We start from the raw sequence: 25,498 nt of genomic DNA on the forward strand, positions 1-25,498 counted from the left end.
ATGGTTCACCGCATCACCGAACGTCTCGGCGGTCTCGCCTTCGGCGGCGACTACAACCCGGAGCAGTGGAGCGAGCAGGTCTGGAAGGATGACGACCTGCTGATGCGCGAAGCGCGGGTCAACCTGGTCACGGTCGGCGTGTTCTCGTGGGCGCTGCTCGAACCCGAGGAGGGCCGGTACGAATTCGGCTGGCTGGACGCCCATCTGGACCGGCTGCACGTGGCCGGCGTCGCCGTGGACCTGGCCACGCCCACCGCCTCCCCGCCCCCCTGGTTCACTCTCGCGCACCCGGAAGCCCTGACGGTCACCGCGGACGGCACCCGGCTCACCCACGGCAGCCGCGACACGTACTGCCTGGCGGCACCGGCCTACCGGCGCGCCGCCGGCCGGATCGCCGACGCCCTCGCCGAGCGCTACGGAGACCATCCCGCCGTGTGCATGTGGCATGTGCACAACGAGTACGCGACGGTGTGTCACTGTGACCAGGCGGCGTCCGCGTTCCGTGTCTGGCTGCGCCGCAGGTACGGCACCCTCGACGCCCTCAACGACGCCTGGGGCACCGCCTTCTGGAGCCAGCGCTACGGCGCCTGGGAGCAGATCCTGCCACCGCGCGCCACTCAGTGGCACCACAACCCGGGTCACACCCTGGACTGGCGCCGCTTCTTCTCCGACGAGACACTGGCCGCCTACCGCGAGCAGCGCGACGCGATTCGCGCACACAGCGACCGGCCGGTGACCACCAACCTGATGCTTCCCGCATACCAGGTGCTCGACCTGTGGAAGTTCGGCCGCGAGGTCGACTTCGTCGGCGTGGACCACTACCCGGTCGCGCCGGGTGTCGACGCCGGCGCCGACACCGCGTTCGGCGCCGACCGGGCCCGCTCGTTCGGAGCGGGCAAGCCCTGGCTGCTGATCGAGCAGGGCACCAATACCGTGTACACATCCGACGGCACGCTCGGCAAGGAGCCCGGCGACATCCTGCGGCACACGCTGGGTCACATCGCTCGTGGTTCGGAAGGTGCGCTGTTCTTCCAGTGGCGCCAGTCCAGAGCGGGGGCCGAGCTGTGGCACTCGGCGATCGTCCCGCACGCCGGACCGGACACCCGGATCTTCCGCGAGGCGTCCGTCACCGGCGCCGCCGTGGCCCGGCTGGGCGAACTCGCAGGCTCCACCGTGCGGGCCCGCGCGGCGGTGCTGCACGACGCGGACGTCTGGTGGGCGCTGGACACCCGCGGACTGCCGCCCACCGGACCCGGCCACCACGACAGCCTCCGACGAGCGCACCGCGCACTGTGGGACGCCGGTGTGACCACGGACTTCGCGCACCCCGCGGACGACCTGTCGCGCTACCCGTTCGTCATCGCCCCCAGCCTCTACCTGCTGTCCGACGCCTCGGCCGCCTCACTGCGCCGGTACGTGGAGCAAGGGGGCACTCTTCTCGTCGAGCGCTTCGCCGGTGCGGTGGACGAGCGCCACCAGGCCCGGCTCGGAGGGTACCCGGCCGCGCCACTCCGCGAGGCACTCGGCATCCGGGTCGAGGAGTACCGGCCGCTGGCTGCCTCACAGAGTTTGGTGCTCTCCGACGGCACGAGGGGCACGGACTGGAGCGAGGTGCTGCGTCTGGAAGGCGCCACCTCGATCGCCTCCTACACCTCCGGCATGCTCGCGGGCCAACCGGCGGTGACGCGGCATCAGTTCGGGCAGGGCAGCGCCTGGTACCTGTCCACGCGGCTGGAGGACGACGCCTACGCCGCACTGCTCGGCAGCGTGCTGGCGGCGGCGGAAGTCGGTCCCGAGATCGCCGATCCGCCGCCGGGCATCGAGGCCGTACGCCGCCACGCTCAGGACGGCCGCGACTGGCTGTTCCTCCTCAACCACGGCGACACCGCGAGGCACCTCGCCGTCACCGGCCACGACCTGCTGACGGACGAGCCGGTCGGCCCGCGCGGGCTGACCCTCCCCGCCCGTGGCGCGGCGGTCCTGCGCCACGACTGACGCCGCCCGCCACGACCCCCGCCCGCTTCACCCGCAGCCCGAGCCGCTGGGCCCGCTGATCCCGTGATCGACCGGTACGGGCCCGTATCAGGAAGGCAACCCCCGCCATGACCCCTGCCCCGCACCTCTCCCGCAGAGGGCTGCTGGCCGCCGGCGCGGCCGCGGCCGCGCTCCCCCTGCTCGGCCCCGCCGCATCCGCACGCGCCACCGCGAACGCGCGATGTGCGCCGTACACCTTCCGCAACGCGGAGATCGTCGGCGGCGGCTTCGTGCCCGGCATCGTCTTCAACCAGAGCGAACCAGGGCTGGTGTACGCGCGCACCGACATCGGCGGCGCCTACCGGTTCGACACGGTGGCCAAGCGGTGGATCCCCCTCACCGACTGGATCGGCTGGGACGAGTACGGACACACCGGCATCATCAGCGTCGCCACCGACGCGGTCGACCCCGACCGCGTCTACCTCGCGGCGGGCACCTACAGCAATCCCGAATGGGACCCCGACCTGGCGGCCATCCTGCGCTCGTCCGACCGGGGCCGCACCTGGCAGACCACTCCCCTGCCGTTCCGGCTGGGCGGCAACATGCCCGGCCGCGGCATCGGCGAGCGGCTGGCGATCGACCCCAGCCGCAACAGCATCCTCTACCTCGGAGCGCGCGGGGGCCACGGACTGTGGCGCAGCACCGACCACGGTCGATCCTTCACGCAGGTGACCGACTTCCCCAACGTCGGCAACTTCGTCCCCGACCCCACCGACACCAGCGGATACTCCAACGACAACCTCGGCGTCCTGCAGGTCCTCTTCGACAGGCGCACCGGCAGGGCGGGCAGGGCCACCCGGACCCTCTACGTCACCGTCGCCGACACCGAGAACATCCTGTACCGGTCCACCGACGCGGGAGCGACCTGGGCGCGGGTGCCGGGGCAGCCCACCGGCTACATCCCGCACCACGCGGTCTTCGACCACGTCGGCGAGTACCTCTACCTTGCGACCAGCGACACCGCCGGCCCGTACGACGGCGCCAAGGGCGACGTGTGGAAGCTGGACACCGCCACCGACACCTGGACCCGCATCAGCCCCGTCCCCTCGACTAGCGCGGACAACACCTTCGGCTACAGCGGCCTGACCATCGACCGGCAGAACCCGGACACCCTGATGGTGTCCACGCAGGTCAAGTGGTACCCCGACTGCCTCCTCTTCCGTTCCACCGACGGCGGCGCGAACTGGACCCAGGCGTGGGACTGGGGCACCTACCCCGACCGGACCCTCCGCTACGACATGGACATCTCCACGGCTCCCTGGCTGACCTGGAACGCCTCACCGTCGCTTCCGGAGATGGCCCCCAAGCTGGGCTGGATGATGGAGTCCGTCGAGATCGACCCCTTCGACTCCGGCCATTTTCTCTACGGAACCGGCGCGACGATCTACGGTTCGGACAACCTGACCGACTGGGACGGCGGCGGCACGGTTCATCTGTCCGTGCGGGCCCAGGGCCTGGAGGAGACCTCGGTCGGCTGTGTGATCAGCCCGCCGACCGGCGCCGCCCACCTCTTCTCGGGCGTGGGCGACGTCGGTGGCTTCCGCCACACGGACCTCCACAAGGCGCCGAAGATGTACGACAACCCGACCTTCGGTGCCACGCCCGCCCTGGACTACGCGGAACTGGCGCCCCAAGTCATCGTGCGGGTCGGGAGTCCCACCAGCGGCTGGACCCAGCACTTCGCCATCTCCACGGACAGCGGCGACACCTGGTCCCCCTCGGGCAGCGAGCCGTCGGGCGTCAGCGGGCCCGGGGCCGACGACCAGTCCGTCGCGGTCAGCGCCGACGGCAAGCGCGTCGTCTGGTCACCGGCCGGCGCACCGGTCAGCCGGTCCAGCGACAACGGTGCCACCTGGACTGCCTCGACCGGGCTGCCGACCGGAACTCCGGTGCGCTCGGACCGGGTGAATCCGGCGAAGTTCTACGCCTACGACGCGGGCGTCTTCTACGTCAGCACGGACGGCGGCGAGAGCTTCACGGCAACGGCGGCGACCGGCCTGCCCACCTCGGGGAACGTCCGCTTCAAGGCCGTGCCCGGGCACGAGGGCGACATCTGGCTCGCCGGCGGCACCAACAAGTCCACCACCCCCACGCCATACGGGTTGTGGCGGTCGACCGACTCCGGGGCGTCGTTCACGAGATTCGACGCGGTGGACGAGGGCGACGTGGTCGGCTTCGGCAAGGCCGCGCCGGGCGCCGCCTATCCCGCCGTCTACACCAGCTCCAAGATCAACGGCGTGCGCGGCATCTTCAGGTCCGACGACGCCGGCCGGAGCTGGATCCGCATCAACGACGACCGGCACCAGTACGCCTGGACCGGCAACACCATGACCGGAGACCCGCGGGTCTACGGCCGCATCTACTTCGGGACCAACGGACGCGGAGTCATCTACGGCGACACCGAGTGAGGTCTGACTCGCCGTCACCGCAATCCGCACCCGCCGTCCCGAAGGGGAGAACGACGCGGCCCCGCTGCCACAGCGGGGAAGCCGACCTCTCCTCCTCTGTGTGATTCACCGAGCAGTACCACTACAGGAGGGTAGATGAAATCCCGCACCGGCTGGGCTGCACTTCTCGCGGCCCTGGCCCTCGTCCTCGCCCTGCCGAACTCCGCGTCGGCGGCCTCGGCCACGTACTACTTCAAGTACTACAACACCGGAGGCAGCGCTTCTACCTGGTACACCAACGACAACTCCTGGGGCGTGAACTCCTCGACCGGCACCGGCTTCGTCGCCATGTTCGACGGCGCGGACTGGGGCAACACCTCCCCGGTGACCACGCTCCCGAAGAAGCTCAGCGCCATCAGCTCCAGCAACACGTCGTGGTTCTCCCAGACCTCGTCTCCGGCCTCGGGGTCGTACTACGACGCCACGTACGACATCTTCATCGACCCGACAGCCGGTCCCACCAACCGCAACTCCGACAACGAGCTGATGATCTGGCTCAACTGGTCGGGCACCCAACCGCTGGCGAACTCCTACGACGCCAACGGCAACGCCGTCCCGACCGCGTCCAACGTCAGCCTCGGCGGCCGTACCTGGAACATCTACGAGTACAGCTGGCCGGACGGAGTCAGCCACACCGTCAGCTACCTGGACACCAGCAAGTCCGGCTGGTGGTCCGGCAGTCTCACGCCGTTCTTCAACTACGGCGTCAACCGGGGCTACTACACCAACGACCAGTACCTCAACAGCATCATGGCCGGCTGGGAGTTCGGTCCGGGCAGCTACGCCGCCACGTCCTGGGGCGTCGCGGGCTTCTGACCTCGCGACGACCCGAAGCGGCCATCCGGAGAACAGCGCCTGAAACCAGGGGGCCGGGGCGATCCCGCCCCGGCCCCCTGCGTTCGGCGCGGGTCACCGGATCAGTCCGAACTGCTATCGAGAGAGATGTCCCATGCACATGAGCGCCGCCGTGGCGATCCGCAATCCGGTGCTGCCCGGCTCGCACCCCGACCCGTCCGTGCTGCGCGTCGGGCCGGACTACTACCTGGCGACCTCGACATTCGAGTGGTACCCGGGCGTGCGCGTGCACCACTCCACAAACCTGGTGAACTGGCGTCCGCTGGGCGGGATCCTCGACAGCGTGTCCCTGCTCGACCTGGCCGGGCGTCCCGACTCTGCGGGGGTATGGGCCCCCAACCTGAGTTATGCGGACGGCCTGTTCCACCTCGTCTACAGCAACGTCTCGACCTACGAGGGCGGTTTCACCGACTGCCCGAACTACGTCGTCACCGCGCCCTCCGTCAAGGGCCCCTGGTCTCAGCCGGTACTTCTCCACTCGCGCGGCTTCGACGCCTCGCTGTTCCATGACGGCCCCGAGAGCTGGCTGCTGAACATGGTGCACGACTGGCGTCCCGGGCACGGGGGTTCGGCCGGACTGGAGGCTACGCCGTACGACCGGGCCACACGCGCCCTCACCGGCGACCCGGTGAGGGTCAGGCTGCCTCCGACTGCGGGGTGGATCGAGGGACCCAATCTGTACCGCCGTAACGGCTGGTACTACCTGCTCACCGCCGACGGCGGCAGCGGATACCAGCACCAGGTCACCGTGTCGCGCTCCCGCGCGCTGGCCGGCCCGTACGAACGCAACCCCCATGGTCCGCTCATCACCGCTCGCGACCATCCCGAACTGCCCCTCCAGAAGGCGGGACACGGCAGCCTCGTGGAAACGACTTCGGGGCAGTGGTACCTCGCTTATCTGGTCGCCCGGCCGCACGGCACGCACGGCCCTTGCATCGCCGGACGCGAGACCTCACTCGCGGCGGTGCGGTGGATGCCGGACGACTGGCCGCGGGTGGACACGGGACTACCCGCCCTTGAGGTGCCCGCGCCGGAACTGCCCGCGTCCCCGGCGACCTCGTCGGAGGGCGACAGCGGCGCAGACGGGTTCGACCAGCCGGACCTGGGACCCGACTGGTCCACCCTGCGCCGCCCCCCGGCCTCGGACTGGCTCTCCCTGACCGAACGCCCCTCGCATCTGCGGATACGGGGAGGCCGTTCGCCACGGAGCCTGGACGAGCCCAGCCTGGTGGCCCGCCGGGTCACGGCCGCACGCTGCTCCTTCGAGGCCACCATGGACTATCGGCCGCGCGCCTTCCAGCACCTGGCCGGGATCACCGCGTACTACAACACCCGCAACTGGTACTACCTGTACCTCACCGCGGACGACGCCGGGCAGCCGGTACTGCGTCTCGCGAGCAGCGACCAGGGCTTCCTTGTCGTGGGCGCGGTCACCGAAGCGGGACCGGACGGCAGCACGCCCATCCGTCTCGGTCTGGACTTCGACGGCCCCCGTCTGCGATTCCGCTGCGACACCGGTGCCGGCTGGCGTCCGTTCGGCCCTGCGCTCGATGCGACGGTGCTGTCGGACGAACATGCGGAGGACATCGACGCCGACGGTCAGATCCGCTCGCTGGGCTTCACCGGCGCGTTCGTCGGCCTGTGGGTGTGGGACCTGACGGGAGCCTGCCATCACGCCGACTTCCACGAGGCTACCTACTCCGTCGGCTCGTAGGGGCTGAGAGGCGGCAGCCCCGGTTCTCCTTCGGCGCCCGCGACCGCTGCCGTGGCGGTTTCAGCCCCGACCCAGGCCCGCGCCCCACAGCACCACAGCACCACAGCACCACACGTGCCGGGTGGTCCTGGTCGACGGCGCCAACCTCCACGTCGTCCTCGATATGGTGCACCTGTTGAAGACGTTATGGGCGGCCGCGCGGCGTTTCCACACCGCCACCGATCCCGCCGCCGAAGACTGGAGCCGGACCAAGGCCGCCCGGATCCTGGCCGCCGACGCCCCCGGCGCCCTCGCAGCCATCCGCGCCGCGGCCGACTGCACGGGCCGTCCTCAGATCAGTCGGCCGCGGCGGACAAAGCCTGCCGCTGCCCGGAGAACAATGGTGCCTTCGAGCGCTGCGACAAGGTCCTGAAGGCCGGATGGCCGATCGCCGGCGGCATCGTCGAAGGAGCAGCACGTCACCTGGCGGCCGACCGTCTCGATATCACTGGGCAGTCGGTGGAACGTCCCCGGAACCGAAGCCGTCCTCACCCTCCGGACCCTCATCAGCAACGGCGATTCCCCGCAGCACTGGACCTTCCACACCCACAGGGAACAAGAACGCTTCTGTCCCCCACCCGACCAGCACAACTACGAACTCCGGACCTGCCAGAGGAGCCGCACCCAGCCGTCATACGCCCACTAGCGGTGTGGGCCGCGGCTGTCAGCCCCCTCCACCTTTCACAGGTGGTCATGACCAGGTGGATCCTTCCGGGCGGGTGGAGGCCGTTGACGCCTCGAAGTACGTATGCAACCGTTCCTTACGTAGATGGTGATGCGCGGATCGACCCGCAGTCCACGTCAAGGAGGGGTGTCATGACCAGGGATCCGATGTACGACATCGAGAAGAAACTGCCGTTCCGTGTCCTGACGGAGGAGAACTGGCAGCACTGGAAGACCTGGGGGTACGTCATCATCCGCGATGTCGTGCCGCGGGAGAAGGTGGAGAGCCTCGCAGCCACGCTGTGGACGTTCAGTGAGCTCGACCCTGACGACGAGGAGACCTGGTATCGCCCCAAGGTCGAGAACCACGCCATGCCCGAGCTGTGCGGCAGCGGCATGGTCGAGATCTACCAGCACCAGCACCTGTGGGACATCCGCCAGGAGCCTCGTCTCTACGACGCCTTCGTCGACATCTGGGACCGCGAGGCCCTGTGGGTCACCCTCGACCGCGCCAACCTCAACCCGCCCAACCGGCGCAACCGGCAGTTCAAAGGCTTCATCCACTGGGACATCGACACCTCCGTCGACCCTCTTCCGTTCGATGTGCAGGGCATCGTGTCACTGGTCGACACCAATCCCGAGATGGGCGGGACCCAGGCGTACCCGGACATGTTCCGCGGCTTCGACGACTGGGTGGCGACGCAGCCGGCGGACCGCAACCCGTGGCGCCCGGACACCGAGGGCATAGGCGAACCGGCCCCACTGGTCATGAAGGCCGGCGATCTGCTGATCTTCAACAGCCTGCTGGCTCACGGCGTGCGGGCCAACACCTCAGAACACCAGGTCCGCCTCGCCCAGTACGTCAGCATGTTCCCGGCGGACGAGGCGAACGCCGCCCTCGTCGAGGAACGCGTGACGTCCTGGCGCGAGAAGGTGACGCCGAAGAAGGCCGCCTTCCCCGGCGACCCGCGCGGCTGGGAGAAGAAGGACCCGGTCGCCGAACTGTCGCCCCTGGGCGAACGACTTCTCGGCCTGCGCTCCTGGCAGGACGAGTCGGTGTCCGCACGTCAGTGACGTGCGGATGCGTGGAAGGCGTAGGGAAGCGCGGGCGCGGCGCTTCCTCCGCCTTCCACGCATCCGAGATCGTTGGGGGGTCCGGCAACTGCCGGACCCCCCAACGTCATTGACCGCGGAAGACGACGAAGTCGCACTTCACGTCGTGCATTGCTTCGAGCATCACCCCGAACGTCGTGACCCGACGGCCGATCTCGTCCGTCAGGCGGCTGAACTCGTCCTCCGTGAGCTCGTGAGGGTGGTCCGACAGCAGCGTCACGACCGAGAACTCGTCGCCCGGTCCCAGGCCGAGCCGCTCTGCCTCGACCTTGGCTGCCACATCCTCCACGACGGCGGAAGCGTCGAAGGTGTCCGGTCGGCTGGTCAGGTCCTCTTCCGGCATGATGTGCTCCTCGTGCATCGGCGGGCCGGGCGGGGACCCGCCCCGACTGGTTTGCCGTATATTATTTCGAACCTGTACGGGCAGGTCAACGGCCTGCCGTGGTGCTCAGAGGGCAGCACGACAGAGAAATGGTGAGGGGATGACTCCCAGGGTGGCGTCTCAACCGGACACAGCGATGCCCGCCTCCTCCGTGGGCAACGGCCTGGAGACGGGCCTGGTCCTCCCGCTGGTCTCGCCCTCCGACGCAGGGCGCGTCAACCGCGCCAGACTCCTGCGGCTTCTGTATGCCCACGGTCCCCTCTCCCGGTCCGAACTGGCCCGGCTGCTCGGGGCCCAACGGGCCGTGGTGGGCACGGTGGCCCAGCCCCTGATCGACGGAGGCATGCTGGAGGAGCGCGAGGCCCGCCCCAGCGGCCCGTCCGGCGGCAAGGGCGGCCGGCCGTTGTGGTTCGCGGAGGACAGCGCCCCCATCGGGGCCGTCCACCTCATGCCGGCCTCGGTGCGCGCCGCCGTGGTCGGCGTCGACGGCACCGTTCTCGCCAGCGCGGAAGCTCCGCTGGATCCCAGAGCCGGGACCGAGAGCGTTCTGGAGACGGCGGAACGGGCGCTGCGGTCGGTGATGGGCATGGCAAACCGGCCGCTGCGTGGTGTGGGCATCGCTGTCGGCGGCATGGTGAACACCTCGACCGGGGAGATCGTGCACGTCGAACTCGCTCCCGAACTCGACGGCCTGGCAATCGCCCCCGAGATGCGGCGCAGGCTCGGCCTGCCCGTGCTCCTCGATCTCCATCCCCGGGCACAGGCGCTCGGCGACCTCTGGTTCGGCGAAGGCCGCGGCCTGTCCTCCTTCGTTTCCCTGTACTGCGGCGACGCCATCGGGATGGGCTACGTCACCGACGGAGTGGTGCAGCGCGGCAATCTCGGCGCGGGCGGAGAGATCGGGCACACGGTCCTGAACGTCGGCGGCGACCTGTGCCGGTGCGGGAAACGCGGTTGCTGGGACACCATGGCCACGGCGACCTGGCTGCGCCGCCGCGCGGGCGAACTCGGCCTGCCGGGCGCGGAGCGCCTGAGCGGCTCGGCTCTGACAGGGCTGGTGGCAGCCGGCACCGAAGGCGCCGACGTGCTTCTTCAGGAATACGCGGAGCATCTCGCCCTGGGGGTCGCACTCGTCTACCAGTTGCTGGCGCCGGGGGCCGTCCTCCTGCACGGAGACCCCGCCGAGGCCGGTGAGCCGTTGCGCCGTGCGGTCGAGAGTGCGCTCTCCCCACTGGTCATGCGCCACCCCGGGGTCAACCCGTCCGTCATCCTCGCCCCCCTCGACGACGCCGCGACCCTGCGTGGCGCCGCCTGCCTGGTCCTGGCCGACATGATGCGCTTCAGCGTCTGACCTCTGCCGTGGGCCACGTCCCATGTTCCGGCACTCCCGCCCGCGGCCCTTCGCCTCCGGTCCCGCAGCGGGGGCGGGGTCGACCGCGGTACGTGCGACGCCCGTGTCCGGTCCTGGCTCCGTGAGCCTCGACAGAGGAACCACGACCACCGGTCGGGACAGTGACGTCGGCATCCGCCTTGTCCGATCGGCCGCGGCACATCACGGGGTGCACCGTCGGCGCCCGGAGTGAGCGGAGGGAGCACCGTCTCCAGCGGATACCGAACCCGACGCAAGCCCGGCGAACCCTGGCCGCCAGGGCGTCATCGGCCTGTGGGCAACGACAAGGACGCCGTGCGCCGGGAGAGCGGGAGCCCACCCGTCTTCGGCGAGGAGGAGGTCGCCGAAGGGAGGCCAGGCGGTCGGCAGTTGAGCCGCGGGCCATCGTGTGCGTTCCCATGCCGGCTTCGGCGCCGACGGTGGAGCCCAAGGCTCCGCGGGACCGGAGATCGAAGTCCTGCTGCGCACGGCTCGTCCCGAAGCCAGGCGTCGCGTTGTGCGTGCTGACGGCCTCTGCGGACGGCCCATTGACACCGCGGCATCGAGTAAATAGATTCCAGCCATTGTTTACGGTTAACCGTCAACCAAAGGTGGGGCATGTTCGGCGTACCTCCCATACAGCAGCAGGCGTCCCTGGGCGATCATGTCGTCCGGGAGCTGCGCGCGATGATCATCAACGGATCTCTCCCACCCGGGACACACCTGGTCGAATCGCGGTTGTCCGAGGAATTCGGCGTCAGCCGCGGTCCCGTCCGGGACGCCCTGCGGCAGCTGGAGGCCGAGGGGCTGGTCGAGTCGCGGGGGCGCGGCCTGTCGGTGATCGGTCTGCACGACGAGGACATCGACGAGCTGTACTCGCTGCGCGGATCACTGGAATCGTTGGCTCTGCGGCGCAGTTGCGCACGGCTGTCGGGCACACAGTGGGACGTGCTCAACGAGCACCTGGACGCGATGCGCGAAGCGGCGGACCGGCGTGACGCGGCCGGGTTCGCGGTCGCCGACCTCGAATTCCACTCGCGGTTCTACGAGTTGTCGGGGCACCGCCGACTGCGGAGCGTGTGGCAGCACTACCTGCCGACATTCACCGTGCTCCTGCAGGTCACCACGGCCTACGACGACGATCTGCACCCGTCGGCGGAGTCGCACCTGCTGCTGCTGAACCTGGTGCGGTCGGGTCAGGTCGAGGAGGCGGTCACGGAACTGTCCGGGCACCTCTTGGGCGCGAGCCAGCGCCTTCGCGCGGCGCGGGCCAGGGTGGCCGGCTCCGCGGGCAGCGCGGCACAAGGTGTTCGGGGCGACCGATGAAGGCCGGATCCCGCCCGATACTGGTCGCCGCGGTCCCGACCCCGTTCGGGCCGGACGGCGACATGGACCTGCCGGCGGCGGCGAAGCTCTTCGCGGCGATCGACCAGAGCGGCGTGGACGCCCTCTTCGTGGCCGGCACCACCGGGGAGTTCCTGGCGCTGACCCACGACGAGAGGCTGCGGCTGATCGAGGTGGCCCTGGAGGTGTGCACGTCGGCACGCGTCGTCGCACACGTGGGCACCAGGGACGGTGACGGTACGGCCGAACTCGTCTCGGCGGCGGTGGCGGCCGGGGCCGAACAACTCGCGGTGGTCACGCCCTTCGGCGCCCGGGGCGGAGCCGACCGTCAGCTGGATCACTTCCGCGCGGCGTGCGAGGCCGCGGACGGCGTGCCGGTCTACGCGTACGTGTACCCGGAGCTGACCGGAGTGTCCGTCGAGCCCGCGACGATGGCGGCCCTGGCCGACATCCCCGGACTGTGCGGGGCGAAGGTGAGCTCACCCGGCGCGGAGATCATCGCGGGGTACTCCGCCGTGGTTCCGGACGATTTCACCCTGCTGACCGGCAGTGACCGGGACCTGGCGGCGGCGGTGCGAGCCGGCGCGTCCGGCGCTGTCTCCGGCGTGTCGTCCGCACTTGCAGAACCGTTCCTTCAGCTGATCTCGGCCATAGAACGAGCCGATCCCGACGGCCAGGCGGTAGCCCAGACGCTCGTCGAGGCTGCCGTGGCCGAAATCGGCCCCAGTGTCGCCCTCCTGAAACTCGCCCTCGAAGTGCGAGGCCGGCCCGGTGGCCCCCTGCGTATGGCGGCCGCCCCCCCGGCACCGCAGGCGCGTGACCGGATCACCGCTCTCGTACAGAGCCTCGGTGCCCCATCTCACTGACCGTCGAACGGGGCACGGCACCAGACCCGATCCGCCGTTCTCTCTCCCCCTACGTTCACGCCCGGCCGTCGGCAGGGCGACTCCTTCCCGACACCCCAGGAGCACACGATGGACGTTCAGAGACCCCTTCTCTCTCACCAGACCCCGTCCCGTCGGAGGTTCCTCGCCGGAGTCGGCGGAGTTCTCGGTGGGCTCGCCGCGGCACCGCTGCTGTCCGGCTGCGGCTCCTCGGACGCCAGTGGCGCGGGTACGGACCAGCTCACGCTGTGGTCGCAGCTGGCCGGCAGCAAGCAGGCCGCAGGTGAAGCCCTGGTCGCCGCGTTCCGCAGGCAGAGCCCCAAGACCAAGCTGACCACCAACCTCTACGGCGACCCCGACCAGCTCAACCAGAAGCTGCTCACCTCGTTCGCCGGCGGTACCGTCCCCGACCTGGTGGTCCACCACTGGCTCTACTCCGTGGACTACGCCGCCAACAGACGGCTGGCCGACCTGCGACCGTACATGTCCGCGAAAGGCCCGGCCGCCGCGGCGCTGGACAGCGCGCTCCTCCGCTTCGGCACCCTTGACGAGGTGGTGTTCGGACTCCCCCTGTACGGCACGAGCCGGGCACTGACGCTCAACAACAAGCTGGTCCGCAAGGCCGGCCTCGACCCGGAGCAGCCGCCCCGGACATGGGCCGAGCTGCGCGAGTGGGCCAAGGCGATGACGGTCCGCCAGAACGGGGACCTCAAGGTGGCCGGATTGCACACCTACACCGTCGGGCTCGACGGCTGGGAACTCTTCCTGCTGTTGCTGCAGGGCGTGGACGGCAGCGTCCTGGACCCGGGCGGCACCAAGGCCGCTTTCAACAACGATGAGGGCATCGAGGCGCTGCAGTTCCTCGTCGACCTAGTCCGCAAGGACAAGGTATGCGACCCGGGCTTCGGTGTGGGAGCCCAGGCGACCGCGATCCCGTTCATGACGGACCGGGCCGGAATGGCTGTCGGCGGCAACTTCACCATCAACGCCGCGAACACCGCCAAAGTGGACCTGGGCCTCGCCCCCTGGCCGAAGAAGGACAGCGGTTACACCACCATCGTGGATCCCTTCTGCTTCTCCGTCCCCGCCCAGGCCCGCAACAAGGACGCCGCCTACTCCTTCATCGAGTACGCCCTGGGACAGGCACCCGAAACGGCGTTCTGTGCGGCCAGCAAGAACCTGCCCGCACTGCGAGCCGCCCAGAACGCCTCACAGATCACGTCCGACAAGCAGCTGGCCTTCTTCGTCGACGTGGCGAAGTACGCCCCCGCCAAAACGACGGTGGTCGGCGGCTACTCGCAGATCCAGACGATCGTCTCGGCCGCAGTGCAGGAGGCGGTCTACGGGCGCAGATCCGCGAAGGCCGCGCTGAACGACGCCGCGAGCCAGGTCATGACCGTACTTGCCGCGGGGTGAACGCACGATGATCACCGTCTCCGCCCGGGAGAAGGGAATCGGCGCACGCCGGAGTCCCGAGCGGGCCCGCTCCTCCCGGCCGCACACCCGACGCGAATGGCAGGCGTACCTGTTCGTCGCACCCGCCCTCGTCGTCCTTGCCCTGATGCTGCTGATCCCGGCGCTCACCTCGCTCGGATTCAGCTTCACCGACGTGTCGTTCCTGGGACCGACCCATTTCACCGGTCTCGGCAACTACCGCGCCCTGTGGCATGACGCCCTGTTCCGGCAGGCCCTGTTCAACACCGCTTACTACACGGTCGGCACCACCGTGCCCACCCTGGTGCTCGGCCTCCTCGCGGCCGTCGCACTCAACGCGAAGTTCCGCGGCCGGTCACTGCTGCGTGCCCTGTTCTACCTGCCCGTCCTCACCTCCATCGTGGCCGCGGCGGTGGTCTGGCTCTATCTGTACGACCCTCAGCAGGGTCTGATCAACGGCCTCCTCGTACACCTGGGCATCCCGCGCCCGACCTGGCTGCAGAGCCCGTCCACCGCGATGCCGTCCTTGATCGTGATGGCGGTCTGGCGCGAGTTCGGCAGCGCGATGCTGCTCTACCTCGCCGGACTCCAGGGCATCCCCGGTGAGCTCTACGAGGCGGCCAGGCTGGACGGAGCGGGCCGGTTCCGCATCCTGACCAGGATCACCGTCCCGATGCTCAGGCCCGTCACCTACTACCTCGTGGTGATGACGGTGGTGGGGTCGTTCCAGGTGTTCGGCTCGATCTATGTGATGACCAAGGGGGGGCCGGTCGGCTCCACCACCACGGTGGTCTACGACATGTACCAGAACGCCTTCACATTCTCCAAGATCGGCTACGCGTCCGCGATGTCCACGGTCCTGTTCGTCGTCATCCTCTGCTTCTCCCTGGCCGGCGCCCGGCTGCTGCGCACGGAGGACCGATGAGGACCGCGTCGGCACGCTCCGGCCTCACCGCCCGCTACCTGCTGCTGGCAGCCGCCGCGGCCGTGTGCGCCCTGCCGTTCTTCTGGATGGTCTCCTCCGCGTTCAAGACGCCCGCCGACATGGCGCGCTTCCCGCCGACATGGCTGCCGTCCCACCCCACGCTCGCCAACTTCACCGCGGCGCTGGAAACCGGGAACTACGGCCGCCAGCTCCTCAACAGCCTCGTCTACGCGGGCGGCAGCACCGTCGCCAACCTGGTCCTGTGCTCGCTGGCGGGCTACGCCTTCGCCCGGATGACCTTCCCCGGGCAGCGATGGATCTTCGGCCTCGTCATCGCACTGATCATGGTGCCGGCGCAGAGCCAGCTCATCCCGGTCTTCGTGATCCTCAAGCACATCCCGCTCGCCGGCGGCAACGACCTGCTCGGCGACGGGGGAACCGGCCTGCTCAACACCTACGCCGGACTGGTCATGCCCACGGCCGCGACCCCGTTCGGCATCCTCCTGATGCGCCAGTTCTTCCGGGGACTGCCGCGCGACTACGAGGAGGCCGCCCGCATCGACGGCGCGGGAACCTGGACCGTCTTCAGCCGGATCATCCTTCCGCTGTCCCGCCCCGCCATGGCCGCGCTCGGCATCATCACCTTCCAGACCGCCTGGAACGACTTCGTGTGGCCCCTGATCCTCACCAACGACTCGTCCATGACCAACCTCCAGTTGGGCCTCCAGCTCTTCCAGTCCAGCCACGACGCCCAGCAGCAGATCCTGATGGCTGCCGGCGTGCTGAACATCCTGCCGATGATCGTGGTCTTCCTCATCGGCCAGCGCTACTTCGTCGGAGGACTCAACGTCTCCGGCCTCAAGGGGTGAACCGTGCCTGTCACACACGCAGAGGTCTACCGTGAGCCCGGCCGGTTCGCGGCCTGGCCGGCCAACTACGGGATGTGGAGTTGGGGCGACGAGATCGTCCTGATCTTCGCCTCGGGTCACCTCAACACCACGGCAAACGGCTTCCACGCCGTCGCTCCCCGACGCCCCTTCGACACGGTGGAGGCCCGCAGCACCGACGGAGGACTCACCTGGAACTGCCACGCCTTCCCGGGCAACATCCCCAACCCGTACGGGCTCTCCGTCGACGAGCACCTGGCCGCCGACCTCGCGACCGGCCCCGCAGCCCGCGCGCTGCCCGCCGCACCCGGTGTGGACTTCGCCGACGGTGAACTGGCCCTGATGTGCGGTCGGACCGGCCTGCACAGCGGCGGCACCAGCTGGTACTACGCCTCCACCGACCGCTGCCGGACCTGGCAGGGCCCCTACGCGCTGCCCGAACTGGGCGCCGCCGGCCTCGCCGCCCGCGCCGACTGGGTCCCGCTCGGCCCGCGGGAAGCCCTGCTGCTGCTCACCTCAACCAAGAGCGACGGCCAGGAAGGCCGCGTCCTGTGCGCCCGTACCCGGGATAGCGGCACCACCTTCGAACGGCTGTCCTGGGTCGGTGACGAACCGGAGGGCTTCGCGATCATGCCCGCCACGGTACGGCTGGACAGCGGACGTCTGCTGTCCGCGATCCGCAGTGCGGGAAGCGATCCGACCGCGGCCGGCACCCGCCACTGGATCGACCTCTACGCGTCCGACGATCTCGGCGGCCAGTGGTCCCACCTCGGCCGCCCGGTCGACAGCACCGGCTACGGCGGCAACCCGGCCACCCTCACCCTCCTGCCCGACGGCCGGCTCTGCCTCGTCTACGGATACCGCGACCAGCCCTACGGCATCCGCGCCCGGCTCAGCTCCGACGGCGGCGTCACCTGGAGCGCGGAGACGGTACTGCGCTCCGACGCCGGCTGCCACGACCTCGGCTATCCCCGTACCGTGCTGCGCGCGGACGGCTCCGTGGTCACTGCCTACTACTACAACGACAGCCCGGCCGGCGAACGCTACATCGCCGCCACGGTCTGGACGCCATGACCTCCGGCACCGGCCCGCGCACACGACCGTCCCGGTGCCTCACCCCACCGCCCCCGTCCTCCTGGGAGGAGCCGTGACCGTGACCGTGACACGCCACTGCCACTGCCAAAGAAGAACCAGCTCAGGGCACGAATTCTCACTGGAGTACCAACTCGTGGTCAACATCGGCAGGTTGGAAGAGACTCGGACCCGGACCGCCTGACGCACATGGGGAAAGCGTGTCAGCGGCGACCCCCTCATCACTTGACGAAAGGTCCCGGCCGCTGAGCGGCCGGGACCTTTCGTTGTTCGTTGGGCCCTGTGTCTCGCGCCTCACGGCGTCGGGCCGGTGTCCACCGTGTGGTCGAGGACCAGCATGTGGCCCGGGTAGTGAGTGATCGTGTAGGTGGCGTTGGCCATGGGCAGGGCGAACTGGGGTGTTACCCCGCAGGCCCAGAACACCGGGACGTCACCGGGTTCCATGGGCAGTGGCGGCCCGAAGTCCGGGCGGGCGAGGTCGCGGATGCCGAGCGCCGCCGGGTTGCCGATGTGCACGGGGGCACCGTGCCCGGTCGGGTAGCGGGCGGTGACCTCTACGGCACGGGCCACGAGCGATCCGGGGATGGCCCGCGCGCTGACCACCAGAGGGCCGGAAAGCAGCCCCGCCTGCCGCGTCGGCACGTTCGTGACGTAGACGGCGGGCGCCGCGGTGTGTCCGGCGTGGCGCACCGGTACCCCGGCCCGGCGCAGCGGCCCCTCGAAGGTGTGGCTGCAGCCGAGGAGGAAGCCCACCGCGTCCGCACGCCAGTACGCCGTGACGTCGTACGGCTCGTCGACCAGTTCACCGTGCTGCCACACGCGGTAGCGGGGCAGCTCCGTGCGCAGATCGGCCTCTGTTCCGCCCAGGCGCACCACCGGGTCGCCGGGCTCGGTCACGGCGATGACCGGGCACGGCTTCGGATTGCGGGTGCAGTAGAGGAGGAAGTCGAAGGCGAGATCACGGGGGACGATCACGAGGTTGGCCTGCTGGAAGTCGTCGAGGATGCCGGCTGTGGGGCCGGTCCAGTGCCCGGACGCCGCAAGGAGGCGGAGTTCGGCGGGGGTTGACGGTGCGGTGCCCACGGGTGCGGGGCGGGGCTGTCGGTCGGTCGTGGCCGTCATGCCGACTCCCCCCGGCTTGGCTCGGCGACCGTGCGCAGCGTGAGCAGGGCGATCACCGCGGCCGCCATCAGCAGGTAGCCCGGGGCGAGCAGGTTGCCGGTGGTGGAGGTCAGCCAGGTGGCCAGGTAGGGGGTGAGGCCGCCTCCGACGATGGTGCCGAGGTTGAAGCTGATGGAGAGGCCGGTGTAGCGGACGCGGGTGGGGAAGAGCTCGGCGTAGGTGGGGTATGTCACCGCCTGGACGATCGGCATGGGCAGGGCCAGCACCACCATCGCGGCGACCGCGAGCGGGAAGCTCCCGAGTCCCATGACCAGCATCGTCGGGATGACCAGGACCGCGTATCCGGTGAACCCGATCGCGATCACCTTCTTGCGACCCCAGCGGTCGGACAGTCCCCCGAAGAACGGCATGAGACAGGCGACGAAGTAGCTGATGCCGGCCATGATCCAGAACGTGCCGGACGTGGAGTAGCCCAGCTCCTTCGTCAGGTAGGCGTTCATGAAGATCAGTCCGACCCAGTACCCGCAGTTGGAGCCGATGGCGAGCAGGGTGACCCTGACCACCGCGCCGCGGTGCCGCGTGAGCACCTCGGTCAGCGGCGCCTTCGCCGTCGTGTCCTGTTTCTTCTCGGTGAGGAAGGCCTGGGAGTCCTCCAGCCGGTTGCGGGCGAACAGGGCTACGACGACCAGGGGGAGGGAGAGCAGGAACGGGATCCGCCAGCCGTACGCCGCCATCTGCCCGTCGCTCAGCACGGTCGTGACGACGCCCGCCACCAGCGCCGCCGTTCCACCGCCGAGGGCTACGCCGACCGGGGTGAAGGCCCCGAGGAAGCCGCGTTTACCGGGTGGCGCGGACTCGGCGAGGTAGGTGGCCGAGCCGGTCACCTCACCGCCGGCGAAGAAGCCCTGCGTCAGCCGTACCAGCAGCAGCGCGGCGGGCGCCGCAAGACCGACGGTCTTCGCGGTGGGCAGCAGCCCGACGGCCGCGGTGGCACAGCCCATCCCGACCACCGTGATGATCAGCACCGGCCTGCGGCCCACACGGTCACCCAGCCTGCCGAGGACGATGCCGCCGAGCGGCCGTATCAGGAACGCGCTGCCGAAGACCGCCAGCGTCGCGAGCAGGGAAGCGGTGGGGTTGTCGCCTGGGAAGAACTGCGGGCCGAGGATGACGGCGAGATAGCCGTAGACGCCGAACTCGTAGTACTCGATGGCCGTGCCGGCCGCGGCGGCCAATGCCGCCCCGCGCGGGCGGAAGCGTTCGGCCGACGCCTCCGTGTCGGCCGCTGTCGCGTTCGTGGCGCCTGCCGGGGGCGTTCCCTCGCCCCGGTCGTCCCTCTTGCTCGTTGGTACGCTCGTCATGGGTGTCCTCCGGGTCTGACGTGGACGTGTCCTGTGCCGGGATGTGCTGTCAGCCGTGCGGGCCGCCGCGCCTGGACGCGCGGATGGGGTGTACGGCGCCGGAGCCCCGTACGACGGTCGTCAGCGGGACTGGACCTCCCGCTGATGACCGTCGTCACTGCGCTTCCGCCGCCGGATCAGACGGCGAACAACTGGTCGAGGTCGGCGAACGCCTTGAACTCCAGCGCGTTGCCCGCAGGGTCGAGGAAGAACATCGTCCACTGCTCGCCCGGCTCGCCCTGGAAACGGACGTAGGGCTCGATCACGAAGGCGGTGTCGACGGCCTTGAGTCGCTCGGCGAGTTCCTGGAACTCCGGCACCGGGAGGACCAGGCCGAAGTGCGGCACCGGTACCTCGTGGCCGTCGACCGGGTTGGTTCCGGCCACCCCGTCGCGTGGGGATGCCGACGGGCCGTCGCCGACCTGGTGGGTGACCACCTGGTGACCGCGGAAGTTCCAGTCGGTCCAACGGGTGTCCGAGCGGCCCTCGGAGAAGCCGAGGACCTTGCCGTAGAAGTCCCGTGCGGCGTCGATGTCGTCGACGGGGATGGCCAGGTGAAAGGGGGGAAGGGTGGTCGGGTCGTCGGTCATGGCCGACTCCTTTTCATATGAGGGTTGGTGATTGAGGGGGTCGGGGGTCGAGGGTCGGGGTGTCTCAGGGCACCGGTACGAGCCGTAGCTCCTGCCCTGGCAGGGCCTGGCCGATGAGGTCGGTGTCGGCGTCGGTGACGACCCCGATGACGGGGTAGCCGCCGGTGACGGGGTGGTCGGCGAGGAAGATGATCGGCTCACCGGCCGGTGGTACCTGGATGGCGCCGCGTACGGTTCCCTCACTGGCCAGGTCGACGGAGCCGACGGCCAGCGGCCGACCGGTGAGCCGCGCGCCGACGCGGTCGCACGCGGCGGAGACGCGCCACGTCTGTGTGGCGAGCCTGCGCCGGTCGGCGGCACTGAACAGGTCGTGCCGCGGTCCCCAGCGGAACCGGGCGGTGACCTCTCCCGCGGTGGGAACGATGCTGAAGGCCAGTTCCAGCGGGATCGCCGGGACCGGACGGGCCGGGCCGAGCCCGAGGGTCGTCCCGGCGCGGACCGCTTCGGATCCGAGCCCGGTGAGGGAGTCCCGGGACGCCGACCCCAGGACGCGGTCCGTCTGGATTCCACCGGAGACGGCCAGGTAGGTCCGGCACCCGGCCCATGGGCGCCCGATCGTGAGCCGGGAGCCGGCCCGCAGGTGGACGAGGGTCGGGTCGGGTCGCCGTACGCCATCCACCGTGACCGGGACGGGCGCCCCGGTGATCGCCACATGGCGGGAGACCGTCGTGGTCACCGTGAGGTCGCCGAGGGTGACCTCCAGAGCCGGGGTGTTCTCCGGATTGCCGACCAGCCGGTTGGCGAGCGTGAAACTGCGCCGGTCGGCCGGGCCGGAGGCCGGCACGCCCAGATGCGCGAACCCCGGCCGGCCGAGGTCCTGCACACTGACCCCGACGCCCGCGGAGAGCACGGTGAGGGTCGGCGCTGTGCGGGCGGCCGGACCGCTGAGCGCTGTCATCGGGTCGGGATGCCGGCAGGGACCGCCACGGCGCCCGGAATCCTGCGCGGACGCGGTGGCCGTCGTAGCCGCCATGGTGTGCGCGATGCTCACGGCGCGACCTCCTGGAACACGACCCGGTCGCCGATCTGAAGACGGTTGGGCGGTTCGTCGCGCACGTCCCACAGCCGTGCCGTGGTGGTGCCGATCTGATGCCAGCCCCCAGGGGTTCCGCCCGGGTAGACCACCGTCTGGTTCCCGGCGATGGCCACGATCCCGGCGCCGACCCGCTCGCGGGGACTGGACAACCTCGGCAGCCGCAGAGACTCGGGGACACCGTCCAGATAGGCGAATCCGGGGGCGAAGCCGAAGAACGCGACCGAGTGTTCAGCGTCCGTGTGCCTGCGCGCGACCTCGGCCGGCGTCACTCCGGCCCGCTCGGCGACGCTGCCCAGGTCGGGCCCGTCGTACCGGACGGGTATCACCACCGTGCGCGGGGCCGCGGCCGTCGCCCGGTCGGCGCTCCACTCCGTCAACAGCGCGCGCAGTTCGGAGGCGAGCCACTGCATGCCGGGGGTTCCCTTCGAGCCCGCGGCCCGCTCCGCCACCACCAGGACGGTGTCGGCGGCGGGGATCACGTCGCACAGCTCCGACGCCCAACCCTTCGCGCGGATGGCCCTCGCCACCTCTGCGGGGCGCCGCCCGGCGCACTCCACCAGCCAGCCGCGGTCGCCGGCGCGGCGCACTACCGGCCGAACGGCGGTCACGACCGTGCCCCCACGGGCGAGCCGGCCAAGGCCGCGTCCGCGGGCGAACCGGTCGTGATCCCGTGCGCCGCGAGCTCGGCCCGTACGGCGGTCGCGATGGCGACCGCGCCGGGGGTGTCACTGTGCACGCACATCGCGGCCACCGCACCACCGTCCGGGGCGACTTGCACGGACCGGCCGCTGAGGGACGTCACGGTGCCCGTCCTCGCCATCCGCAGCGCACGCCGCGCCCCCTCCGCGGGGTCGGTGACGAGCGCCCCCGGCTGCGATCGCGCGACCAGCAGCCCCTCGTCGGTGTAGGCGCGGTCGACGAAGCCCTCGGCCAGCGGACGCAGCCCCGCGGCGACGGCCTGCGACCAGACCTCGGTGCGGGACTGGCAGAGCAGCGGCAGACCTGGGTCGAACAGGGTGACCGCCTCGACGATCGCCGCCGCGTGGCCGGCATGGTGCGCCGCCGCGTTGTACAGCGCGCCATGCGCCTTCACATAGCTCACCCGGCTCCCGGCCAACCGCGCGAACACGTCCAACGCACCCATTTGGTAGAGGAGTTCATTGACGAGTGTGGCCTTCGGTACGTCGATGAAACGCCGGCCGAAGCCGACCAGGTCGCGTTAGGAGACCTGAGCGCCGATGGCAACCCCCCGGGCGGCGCTCATCTCGCAGGTGCGGCGCAGGATGTCGGGGTCGCCGGCGTGGAACCCACAGGCGACGTTGGCAGCCGTGACCTGGTCGAGCAGAGCCCCCTCGTCGGTGGGCCCCCACACCCCGAATCCCTCGCCGACGTCCGTGTTGAGGGCGATCGCCGCAGCCGTCACCGGGCCCCCTCCGCCCAGTAGGCCTGCATCGTTCCGCTGCCGCTCTCCCAGGCGGCGTGCAGCCCCTGCTGGCCGCCGTCGATGTGCGCGACGATCTGCCGCGCGAGCTCCTCGACGTCCCCGTCAGCCAGCGCCTGGACCATCGCGGCGTGCTCCCGCTGCACGCGCTCGTAGGCCGAGGTGCCATGCACATAGAACCGCGAATAGGGCTCCAGCCGGTGATACATCCGCGAGATGACGTCGTAGCGGATCGGGAGCCGGGCCATCCGGTACATGTCGAGATGGAACGCCAGGTTCGTGCGCGACCAGGCGTCCGCGCCGGTCTCGCCGATCCGGTCCATGTCGCCGACCATTCCGTCGAACCTACCGATGTCCCGACGCGACACCCGGTCCGTGACGTGCTCGGCGAAACTCGGCTCGATCAGACGCCGCAGGTCGTAGATCTCGTCGATCTCGGCGAGGTCCAGCACGGTGACGAAGGTGCCTCGGCCCGGCACGGAGCGCAGCAGCCCCTCGGCGATCAGCGTGCGCATCGCCTCCCGCAGCGGGATGCGGCTCACCCCGAACCGGTCGGCGATCTCGTCCTGCACCAGGCGGTGTCCCGGCGGGTAGACACCCTCGACGATCAGCGCACGCAGCTGACCGGTGACTGCGTCGGCGCTGTGGGCGTCACCGCGTAGGGAGTGGTCTTCTCGACTCATATCCCGTGTATACAGTGGATCCGAAAGGCCCGGGAAGGGGTTCGTCCAAGGGTGACAAGGCCTTAACTCCGCCGAAACCCGGCACCGTGCCGACGATGAGGGTCTTTACTGAGCTTGATCTCGGGTTGTCGTAGTGGGTTGTGCGGGGTGGAGGGCAATCGAGGTTTTCGCTTCGGGGTGACGGCGGCTTCGGTGGTGGGGATGCTCGTTCATCACCCCGGCCGGCGCGGTGAGAGGAACGGCTTCAGGGAGCGGGACTCCGCCGAGTTGCCGGCAGCCGCTCACCAGCAGCTCGGTGGAAAGACCGTGCCGGTCTGGGACACCTCCACTCAGCACAAGGACACGCTGACGCGCGAGTTGCCGGCCGCACGGGAACGATGGCTGACCGCCTTCCGCCTGCCGGCCTGTGCCTCGGACCTGAACCCGGCGGAAGGCGTGTGGGCGAATGTGAAGAACGGCCTGGGCGGACATCGGGCAGATCGGTCGCGAAGAGGTTGTCGTAGACGTAGGTGAACTGGTCGTGGGACATCATGTACTCGTACTTGTTCATGACGTTCTCCACCTCGCGGGCGGCGAAGGCCTTCAGCGCCTGGAGCTCGAACCGCTGAGCGGCGCCGGCACGTGCGGTGTCGAGGGTCTCGGTCATGGGAGGTTCCTTGTCTGTCTCGTCATGGACGGGGCTTTGGGCAGATGCGCGTGGATCGGTCAGTGCGCGCAGACAGCGGTGAAGGGTTGTCCACAGGTCGCTCGTCTGCGCGGAGGAGAGGAGGGCGACGAGTTCGTCCTCGACGCCATCGGCCCGCGCGTCGCAGTGCCGCAGGAGTTCGAGGCCGGGTTCCGTGAGGTGGGTGCGCAGCACCCTGCGGTTGCCGGGGCGGGTCGCCCTGGCGATCAGCCCCCGCCGTTCGAGGGACCTCACGAGTTTGTGGGCGGACTGCGCTGTCACGAAGGATCGTCGCGCCAGCTCCGCCGAGGACAGCCCGGGACTGGAGCGCAGGACACTGAGCAGGGTGTACTGAGGCACAGTCAGTGCCTGTTCCCGAAGGAACCTGTCGAGCCTTTGGCGTACGCCGAGTTCGAGTTGCTTGATCAGATAGAGCAGGCTGCCGCGGCTGCGGGTCTCACTCACCGGGTCGGGCTCCGCCGGACTGCGTGCCGCCGGGCGCCGCGTGGTCTTCCTCCGTGCTGTCGATGCCCTCGAGTGCCGTGACGACGGCCTGGGCATACGGTGTCGGCGCGTCCCTGCGGACCACGTGGCCGGCGCCTGGGATACGCCGTACTTCGTCACGGCCCAGCAGCCGCACGCACTCCGCTTCCTCCTGGTACGTGACGATGGAGCCCCGTTCAGGATCGCCGGCCAGCACGGTGATCCGGAAGGGCGCCTCGGCGAAGACCCGCCGCCAGGGGCGCACGAACCAGTCCAGGCCGTATTCGACGAAGCGGGGGTCGAACTTCGCACGGTCCTCCGCCACGATCCGCACCGCGTCCTCGCTCGCTTCCGGCATCGCTCGGCGTACCTCGTCGAGCAGTTGCGCCGGGGTGAGTGCGGCGGCGCGGCTGAGGTTGTGTCGCATCTCCTGGACGTAGGAGGCGGGTTCGGTGCCCGCACGCAGCGGCGGGTCCTCCAGGACCAGTCCGGCGACGAGGTCGGGGCGCTGTGCGGACAGGTTCACCGCGAGGGCCGCCCCCAACGAAGCGCCGATGACGGCGGCCCGGGCGATGTCCAGGTCGTCGAGGACCGTGGCGACGTCCCGGGACACGTCGGCCCGGTCGAGGGGGCCGTCCGGGAACCCGGACTCGCCGTGGCCCCGTACGTCGACCGCGACGACGAGCCGCCCGGCCAGGACGGGCAGCAGGGTGGACCATGCGCGGCGTGACGACGACGCCCCGTGCAACAGCATCACGGGCAGGCGCCTTCTGTCGTCATGGCCGGGAACCGGCTCCCACCGGCTCCAGGCGACATGGCCGGTGCGTCCGCTCCGTT

General features: G+C 70.0%; 21 protein-coding genes and 1 pseudogene. 12 read left to right on the forward strand and 10 right to left on the reverse strand.

The genetic code is table 11. The features are described 5' to 3' along the window. The 5 genes from OG496_RS10760 (at position 1) to OG496_RS10780 (ending at position 8,826) form a co-directional block, all read left to right on the forward strand. Positions 1-1,995, forward strand: a complete 1,995-nt coding sequence (locus tag OG496_RS10760) for a beta-galactosidase (protein WP_405970620.1) — start codon at positions 1-3, stop codon at positions 1,993-1,995. 107 nt (positions 1,996-2,102) lie between these two features. Further along, the gene (locus OG496_RS10765; protein WP_405970621.1) at positions 2,103-4,442 is read left to right on the forward strand and encodes a xyloglucanase; all 2,340 of its coding nucleotides are present in this window, start codon (positions 2,103-2,105) and stop codon (positions 4,440-4,442) included. Between the two features lie 135 nt (positions 4,443-4,577). Then, positions 4,578-5,297, forward strand: coding sequence for a GH12 family glycosyl hydrolase domain-containing protein (locus OG496_RS10770; protein ID WP_405970622.1), 720 nt, complete (start codon positions 4,578-4,580; stop codon positions 5,295-5,297). Positions 5,298-5,436: 139 nt separating this feature from the next. Beyond that, the gene (locus OG496_RS10775) at positions 5,437-7,050 is read left to right on the forward strand and encodes a family 43 glycosylhydrolase (RefSeq protein ID WP_405970623.1); all 1,614 of its coding nucleotides are present in this window, start codon (positions 5,437-5,439) and stop codon (positions 7,048-7,050) included. Between the two features lie 855 nt (positions 7,051-7,905). Beyond that, positions 7,906-8,826 carry a phytanoyl-CoA dioxygenase family protein gene (locus tag OG496_RS10780; protein WP_405970624.1) on the forward strand — a complete coding sequence of 307 codons (921 nt, stop codon included), beginning with the start codon at positions 7,906-7,908 and terminating at the stop codon, positions 8,824-8,826. Positions 8,827-8,932: 106 nt separating this feature from the next. On the opposite strand, the gene OG496_RS10785 is transcribed toward OG496_RS10780, so the two are convergent. Beyond that, positions 8,933-9,208: a hypothetical protein gene (locus OG496_RS10785; RefSeq protein ID WP_405970625.1), complete on the reverse strand. Its 276-nt coding sequence runs from the start codon at positions 9,206-9,208 to the stop codon at positions 8,933-8,935. A 175-nt stretch (positions 9,209-9,383) separates the two neighbouring features. Between OG496_RS10785 and OG496_RS10790 the strand changes: the two genes are divergently transcribed. From OG496_RS10790 to OG496_RS10820, 7 genes are all read left to right on the forward strand, one after another. Continuing rightward, on the forward strand, positions 9,384-10,598 hold the full coding sequence (locus tag OG496_RS10790) for an ROK family protein (RefSeq protein ID WP_405970626.1): 1,215 nt from the start codon (positions 9,384-9,386) through the stop codon (positions 10,596-10,598). A gap of 636 nt (positions 10,599-11,234) precedes the next feature. Continuing rightward, positions 11,235-11,942, forward strand: coding sequence for a GntR family transcriptional regulator (locus OG496_RS10795; protein ID WP_405970627.1), 708 nt, complete (start codon positions 11,235-11,237; stop codon positions 11,940-11,942). Beyond that, complete coding sequence (locus tag OG496_RS10800; protein WP_405970628.1) at positions 11,939-12,826, forward strand: dihydrodipicolinate synthase family protein; 888 nt, start codon at positions 11,939-11,941, stop codon at positions 12,824-12,826. Before OG496_RS10795 ends, OG496_RS10800 begins: the two co-directional genes overlap by 4 nt. A 108-nt stretch (positions 12,827-12,934) precedes the next feature. Then, a complete protein-coding gene (locus OG496_RS10805; RefSeq protein WP_405970629.1) occupies positions 12,935-14,260 on the forward strand; it encodes an ABC transporter substrate-binding protein in 1,326 nt (441 codons plus the stop codon). A 7-nt stretch (positions 14,261-14,267) separates the two neighbouring features. Beyond that, on the forward strand, positions 14,268-15,203 hold the full coding sequence (locus OG496_RS10810; RefSeq protein WP_405970630.1) for a carbohydrate ABC transporter permease: 936 nt from the start codon (positions 14,268-14,270) through the stop codon (positions 15,201-15,203). Beyond that, entirely contained in the window at positions 15,200-16,072 is an 873-nt protein-coding gene (locus tag OG496_RS10815) for a carbohydrate ABC transporter permease (RefSeq protein ID WP_405970631.1), read from the forward strand. The genes OG496_RS10810 and OG496_RS10815 overlap by 4 nt, the downstream gene beginning before the upstream one ends. Before the next feature lie 3 nt (positions 16,073-16,075). Continuing rightward, positions 16,076-17,164, forward strand: a complete 1,089-nt coding sequence (locus tag OG496_RS10820; RefSeq protein WP_405970632.1) for a sialidase family protein — start codon at positions 16,076-16,078, stop codon at positions 17,162-17,164. 312 nt (positions 17,165-17,476) lie between these two features. On the opposite strand, the gene OG496_RS10825 is transcribed toward OG496_RS10820, so the two are convergent. From OG496_RS10825 to OG496_RS10865, 9 genes and pseudogenes are all read right to left on the reverse strand, one after another. Continuing rightward, a complete protein-coding gene (locus tag OG496_RS10825; RefSeq protein WP_405970633.1) occupies positions 17,477-18,304 on the reverse strand; it encodes a putative hydro-lyase in 828 nt (275 codons plus the stop codon). Next, on the reverse strand, positions 18,301-19,665 hold the full coding sequence (locus tag OG496_RS10830) for an MFS transporter (protein WP_405970634.1): 1,365 nt from the start codon (positions 19,663-19,665) through the stop codon (positions 18,301-18,303). Before OG496_RS10830 ends, OG496_RS10825 begins: the two co-directional genes overlap by 4 nt. 176 nt (positions 19,666-19,841) lie before the next feature. Then, positions 19,842-20,294 (reverse strand): VOC family protein, encoded by a 453-nt coding sequence (locus OG496_RS10835; protein WP_405970635.1) that lies wholly within the window; start codon positions 20,292-20,294, stop codon positions 19,842-19,844. A gap of 64 nt (positions 20,295-20,358) precedes the next feature. Then, positions 20,359-21,345 carry a biotin-dependent carboxyltransferase family protein gene (locus OG496_RS10840; RefSeq protein WP_405970636.1) on the reverse strand — a complete coding sequence of 329 codons (987 nt, stop codon included), beginning with the start codon at positions 21,343-21,345 and terminating at the stop codon, positions 20,359-20,361. After that, entirely contained in the window at positions 21,342-21,998 is a 657-nt protein-coding gene (locus OG496_RS10845) for an allophanate hydrolase subunit 1 (RefSeq protein ID WP_405970637.1), read from the reverse strand. The genes OG496_RS10840 and OG496_RS10845 overlap by 4 nt, the downstream gene beginning before the upstream one ends. Further along, a pseudogene (locus OG496_RS10850) lies at positions 21,995-22,813 on the reverse strand (LamB/YcsF family protein). The gene OG496_RS10845 and the pseudogene OG496_RS10850 overlap by 4 nt, the downstream one beginning before the upstream one ends. After that, positions 22,810-23,514 carry a GntR family transcriptional regulator gene (locus OG496_RS10855; RefSeq protein ID WP_405970638.1) on the reverse strand — a complete coding sequence of 235 codons (705 nt, stop codon included), beginning with the start codon at positions 23,512-23,514 and terminating at the stop codon, positions 22,810-22,812. Before OG496_RS10855 ends, OG496_RS10850 begins: the two are co-directional and overlap by 4 nt. A 244-nt stretch (positions 23,515-23,758) precedes the next feature. Next, on the reverse strand, positions 23,759-24,643 hold the full coding sequence (locus OG496_RS10860; protein ID WP_405970639.1) for a MarR family winged helix-turn-helix transcriptional regulator: 885 nt from the start codon (positions 24,641-24,643) through the stop codon (positions 23,759-23,761). Continuing rightward, positions 24,636-25,415 (reverse strand): alpha/beta fold hydrolase, encoded by a 780-nt coding sequence (locus tag OG496_RS10865; RefSeq protein WP_405976606.1) that lies wholly within the window; start codon positions 25,413-25,415, stop codon positions 24,636-24,638. Before OG496_RS10865 ends, OG496_RS10860 begins: the two co-directional genes overlap by 8 nt. Positions 25,416-25,498: the final 83 nt, after the last annotated feature.

Source organism: Streptomyces sp. NBC_00988 (assembly GCF_045162645.1).
Taxonomy (GTDB): domain Bacteria; phylum Actinomycetota; class Actinomycetes; order Streptomycetales; family Streptomycetaceae; genus Streptomyces.

Coding starts and splice junctions, on each gene's coding strand:
- OG496_RS10825 (WP_405970633.1), bottom strand. CDS start 18,304: ATGACGGCCACGACCGACCGACAGCCCCGCCCCGCACCCGTGGGCACC.
- OG496_RS10810 (WP_405970630.1), top strand. CDS start 14,268: ATGATCACCGTCTCCGCCCGGGAGAAGGGAATCGGCGCACGCCGGAGT.
- OG496_RS10785 (WP_405970625.1), bottom strand. CDS start 9,208: ATGCCGGAAGAGGACCTGACCAGCCGACCGGACACCTTCGACGCTTCC.
- OG496_RS10855 (WP_405970638.1), bottom strand. CDS start 23,514: ATGAGTCGAGAAGACCACTCCCTACGCGGTGACGCCCACAGCGCCGAC.
- OG496_RS10765 (WP_405970621.1), top strand. CDS start 2,103: ATGACCCCTGCCCCGCACCTCTCCCGCAGAGGGCTGCTGGCCGCCGGC.
- OG496_RS10760 (WP_405970620.1), top strand. CDS start 1: ATGGTTCACCGCATCACCGAACGTCTCGGCGGTCTCGCCTTCGGCGGC.
- OG496_RS10865 (WP_405976606.1), bottom strand. CDS start 25,415: ATGCTGTTGCACGGGGCGTCGTCGTCACGCCGCGCATGGTCCACCCTG.
- OG496_RS10770 (WP_405970622.1), top strand. CDS start 4,578: ATGAAATCCCGCACCGGCTGGGCTGCACTTCTCGCGGCCCTGGCCCTC.
- OG496_RS10815 (WP_405970631.1), top strand. CDS start 15,200: ATGAGGACCGCGTCGGCACGCTCCGGCCTCACCGCCCGCTACCTGCTG.
- OG496_RS10780 (WP_405970624.1), top strand. CDS start 7,906: ATGACCAGGGATCCGATGTACGACATCGAGAAGAAACTGCCGTTCCGT.
- OG496_RS10800 (WP_405970628.1), top strand. CDS start 11,939: ATGAAGGCCGGATCCCGCCCGATACTGGTCGCCGCGGTCCCGACCCCG.
- OG496_RS10790 (WP_405970626.1), top strand. CDS start 9,384: ATGCCCGCCTCCTCCGTGGGCAACGGCCTGGAGACGGGCCTGGTCCTC.
- OG496_RS10775 (WP_405970623.1), top strand. CDS start 5,437: ATGAGCGCCGCCGTGGCGATCCGCAATCCGGTGCTGCCCGGCTCGCAC.
- OG496_RS10795 (WP_405970627.1), top strand. CDS start 11,235: ATGTTCGGCGTACCTCCCATACAGCAGCAGGCGTCCCTGGGCGATCAT.
- OG496_RS10835 (WP_405970635.1), bottom strand. CDS start 20,294: ATGACCGACGACCCGACCACCCTTCCCCCCTTTCACCTGGCCATCCCC.
- OG496_RS10805 (WP_405970629.1), top strand. CDS start 12,935: ATGGACGTTCAGAGACCCCTTCTCTCTCACCAGACCCCGTCCCGTCGG.
- OG496_RS10830 (WP_405970634.1), bottom strand. CDS start 19,665: ATGACGAGCGTACCAACGAGCAAGAGGGACGACCGGGGCGAGGGAACG.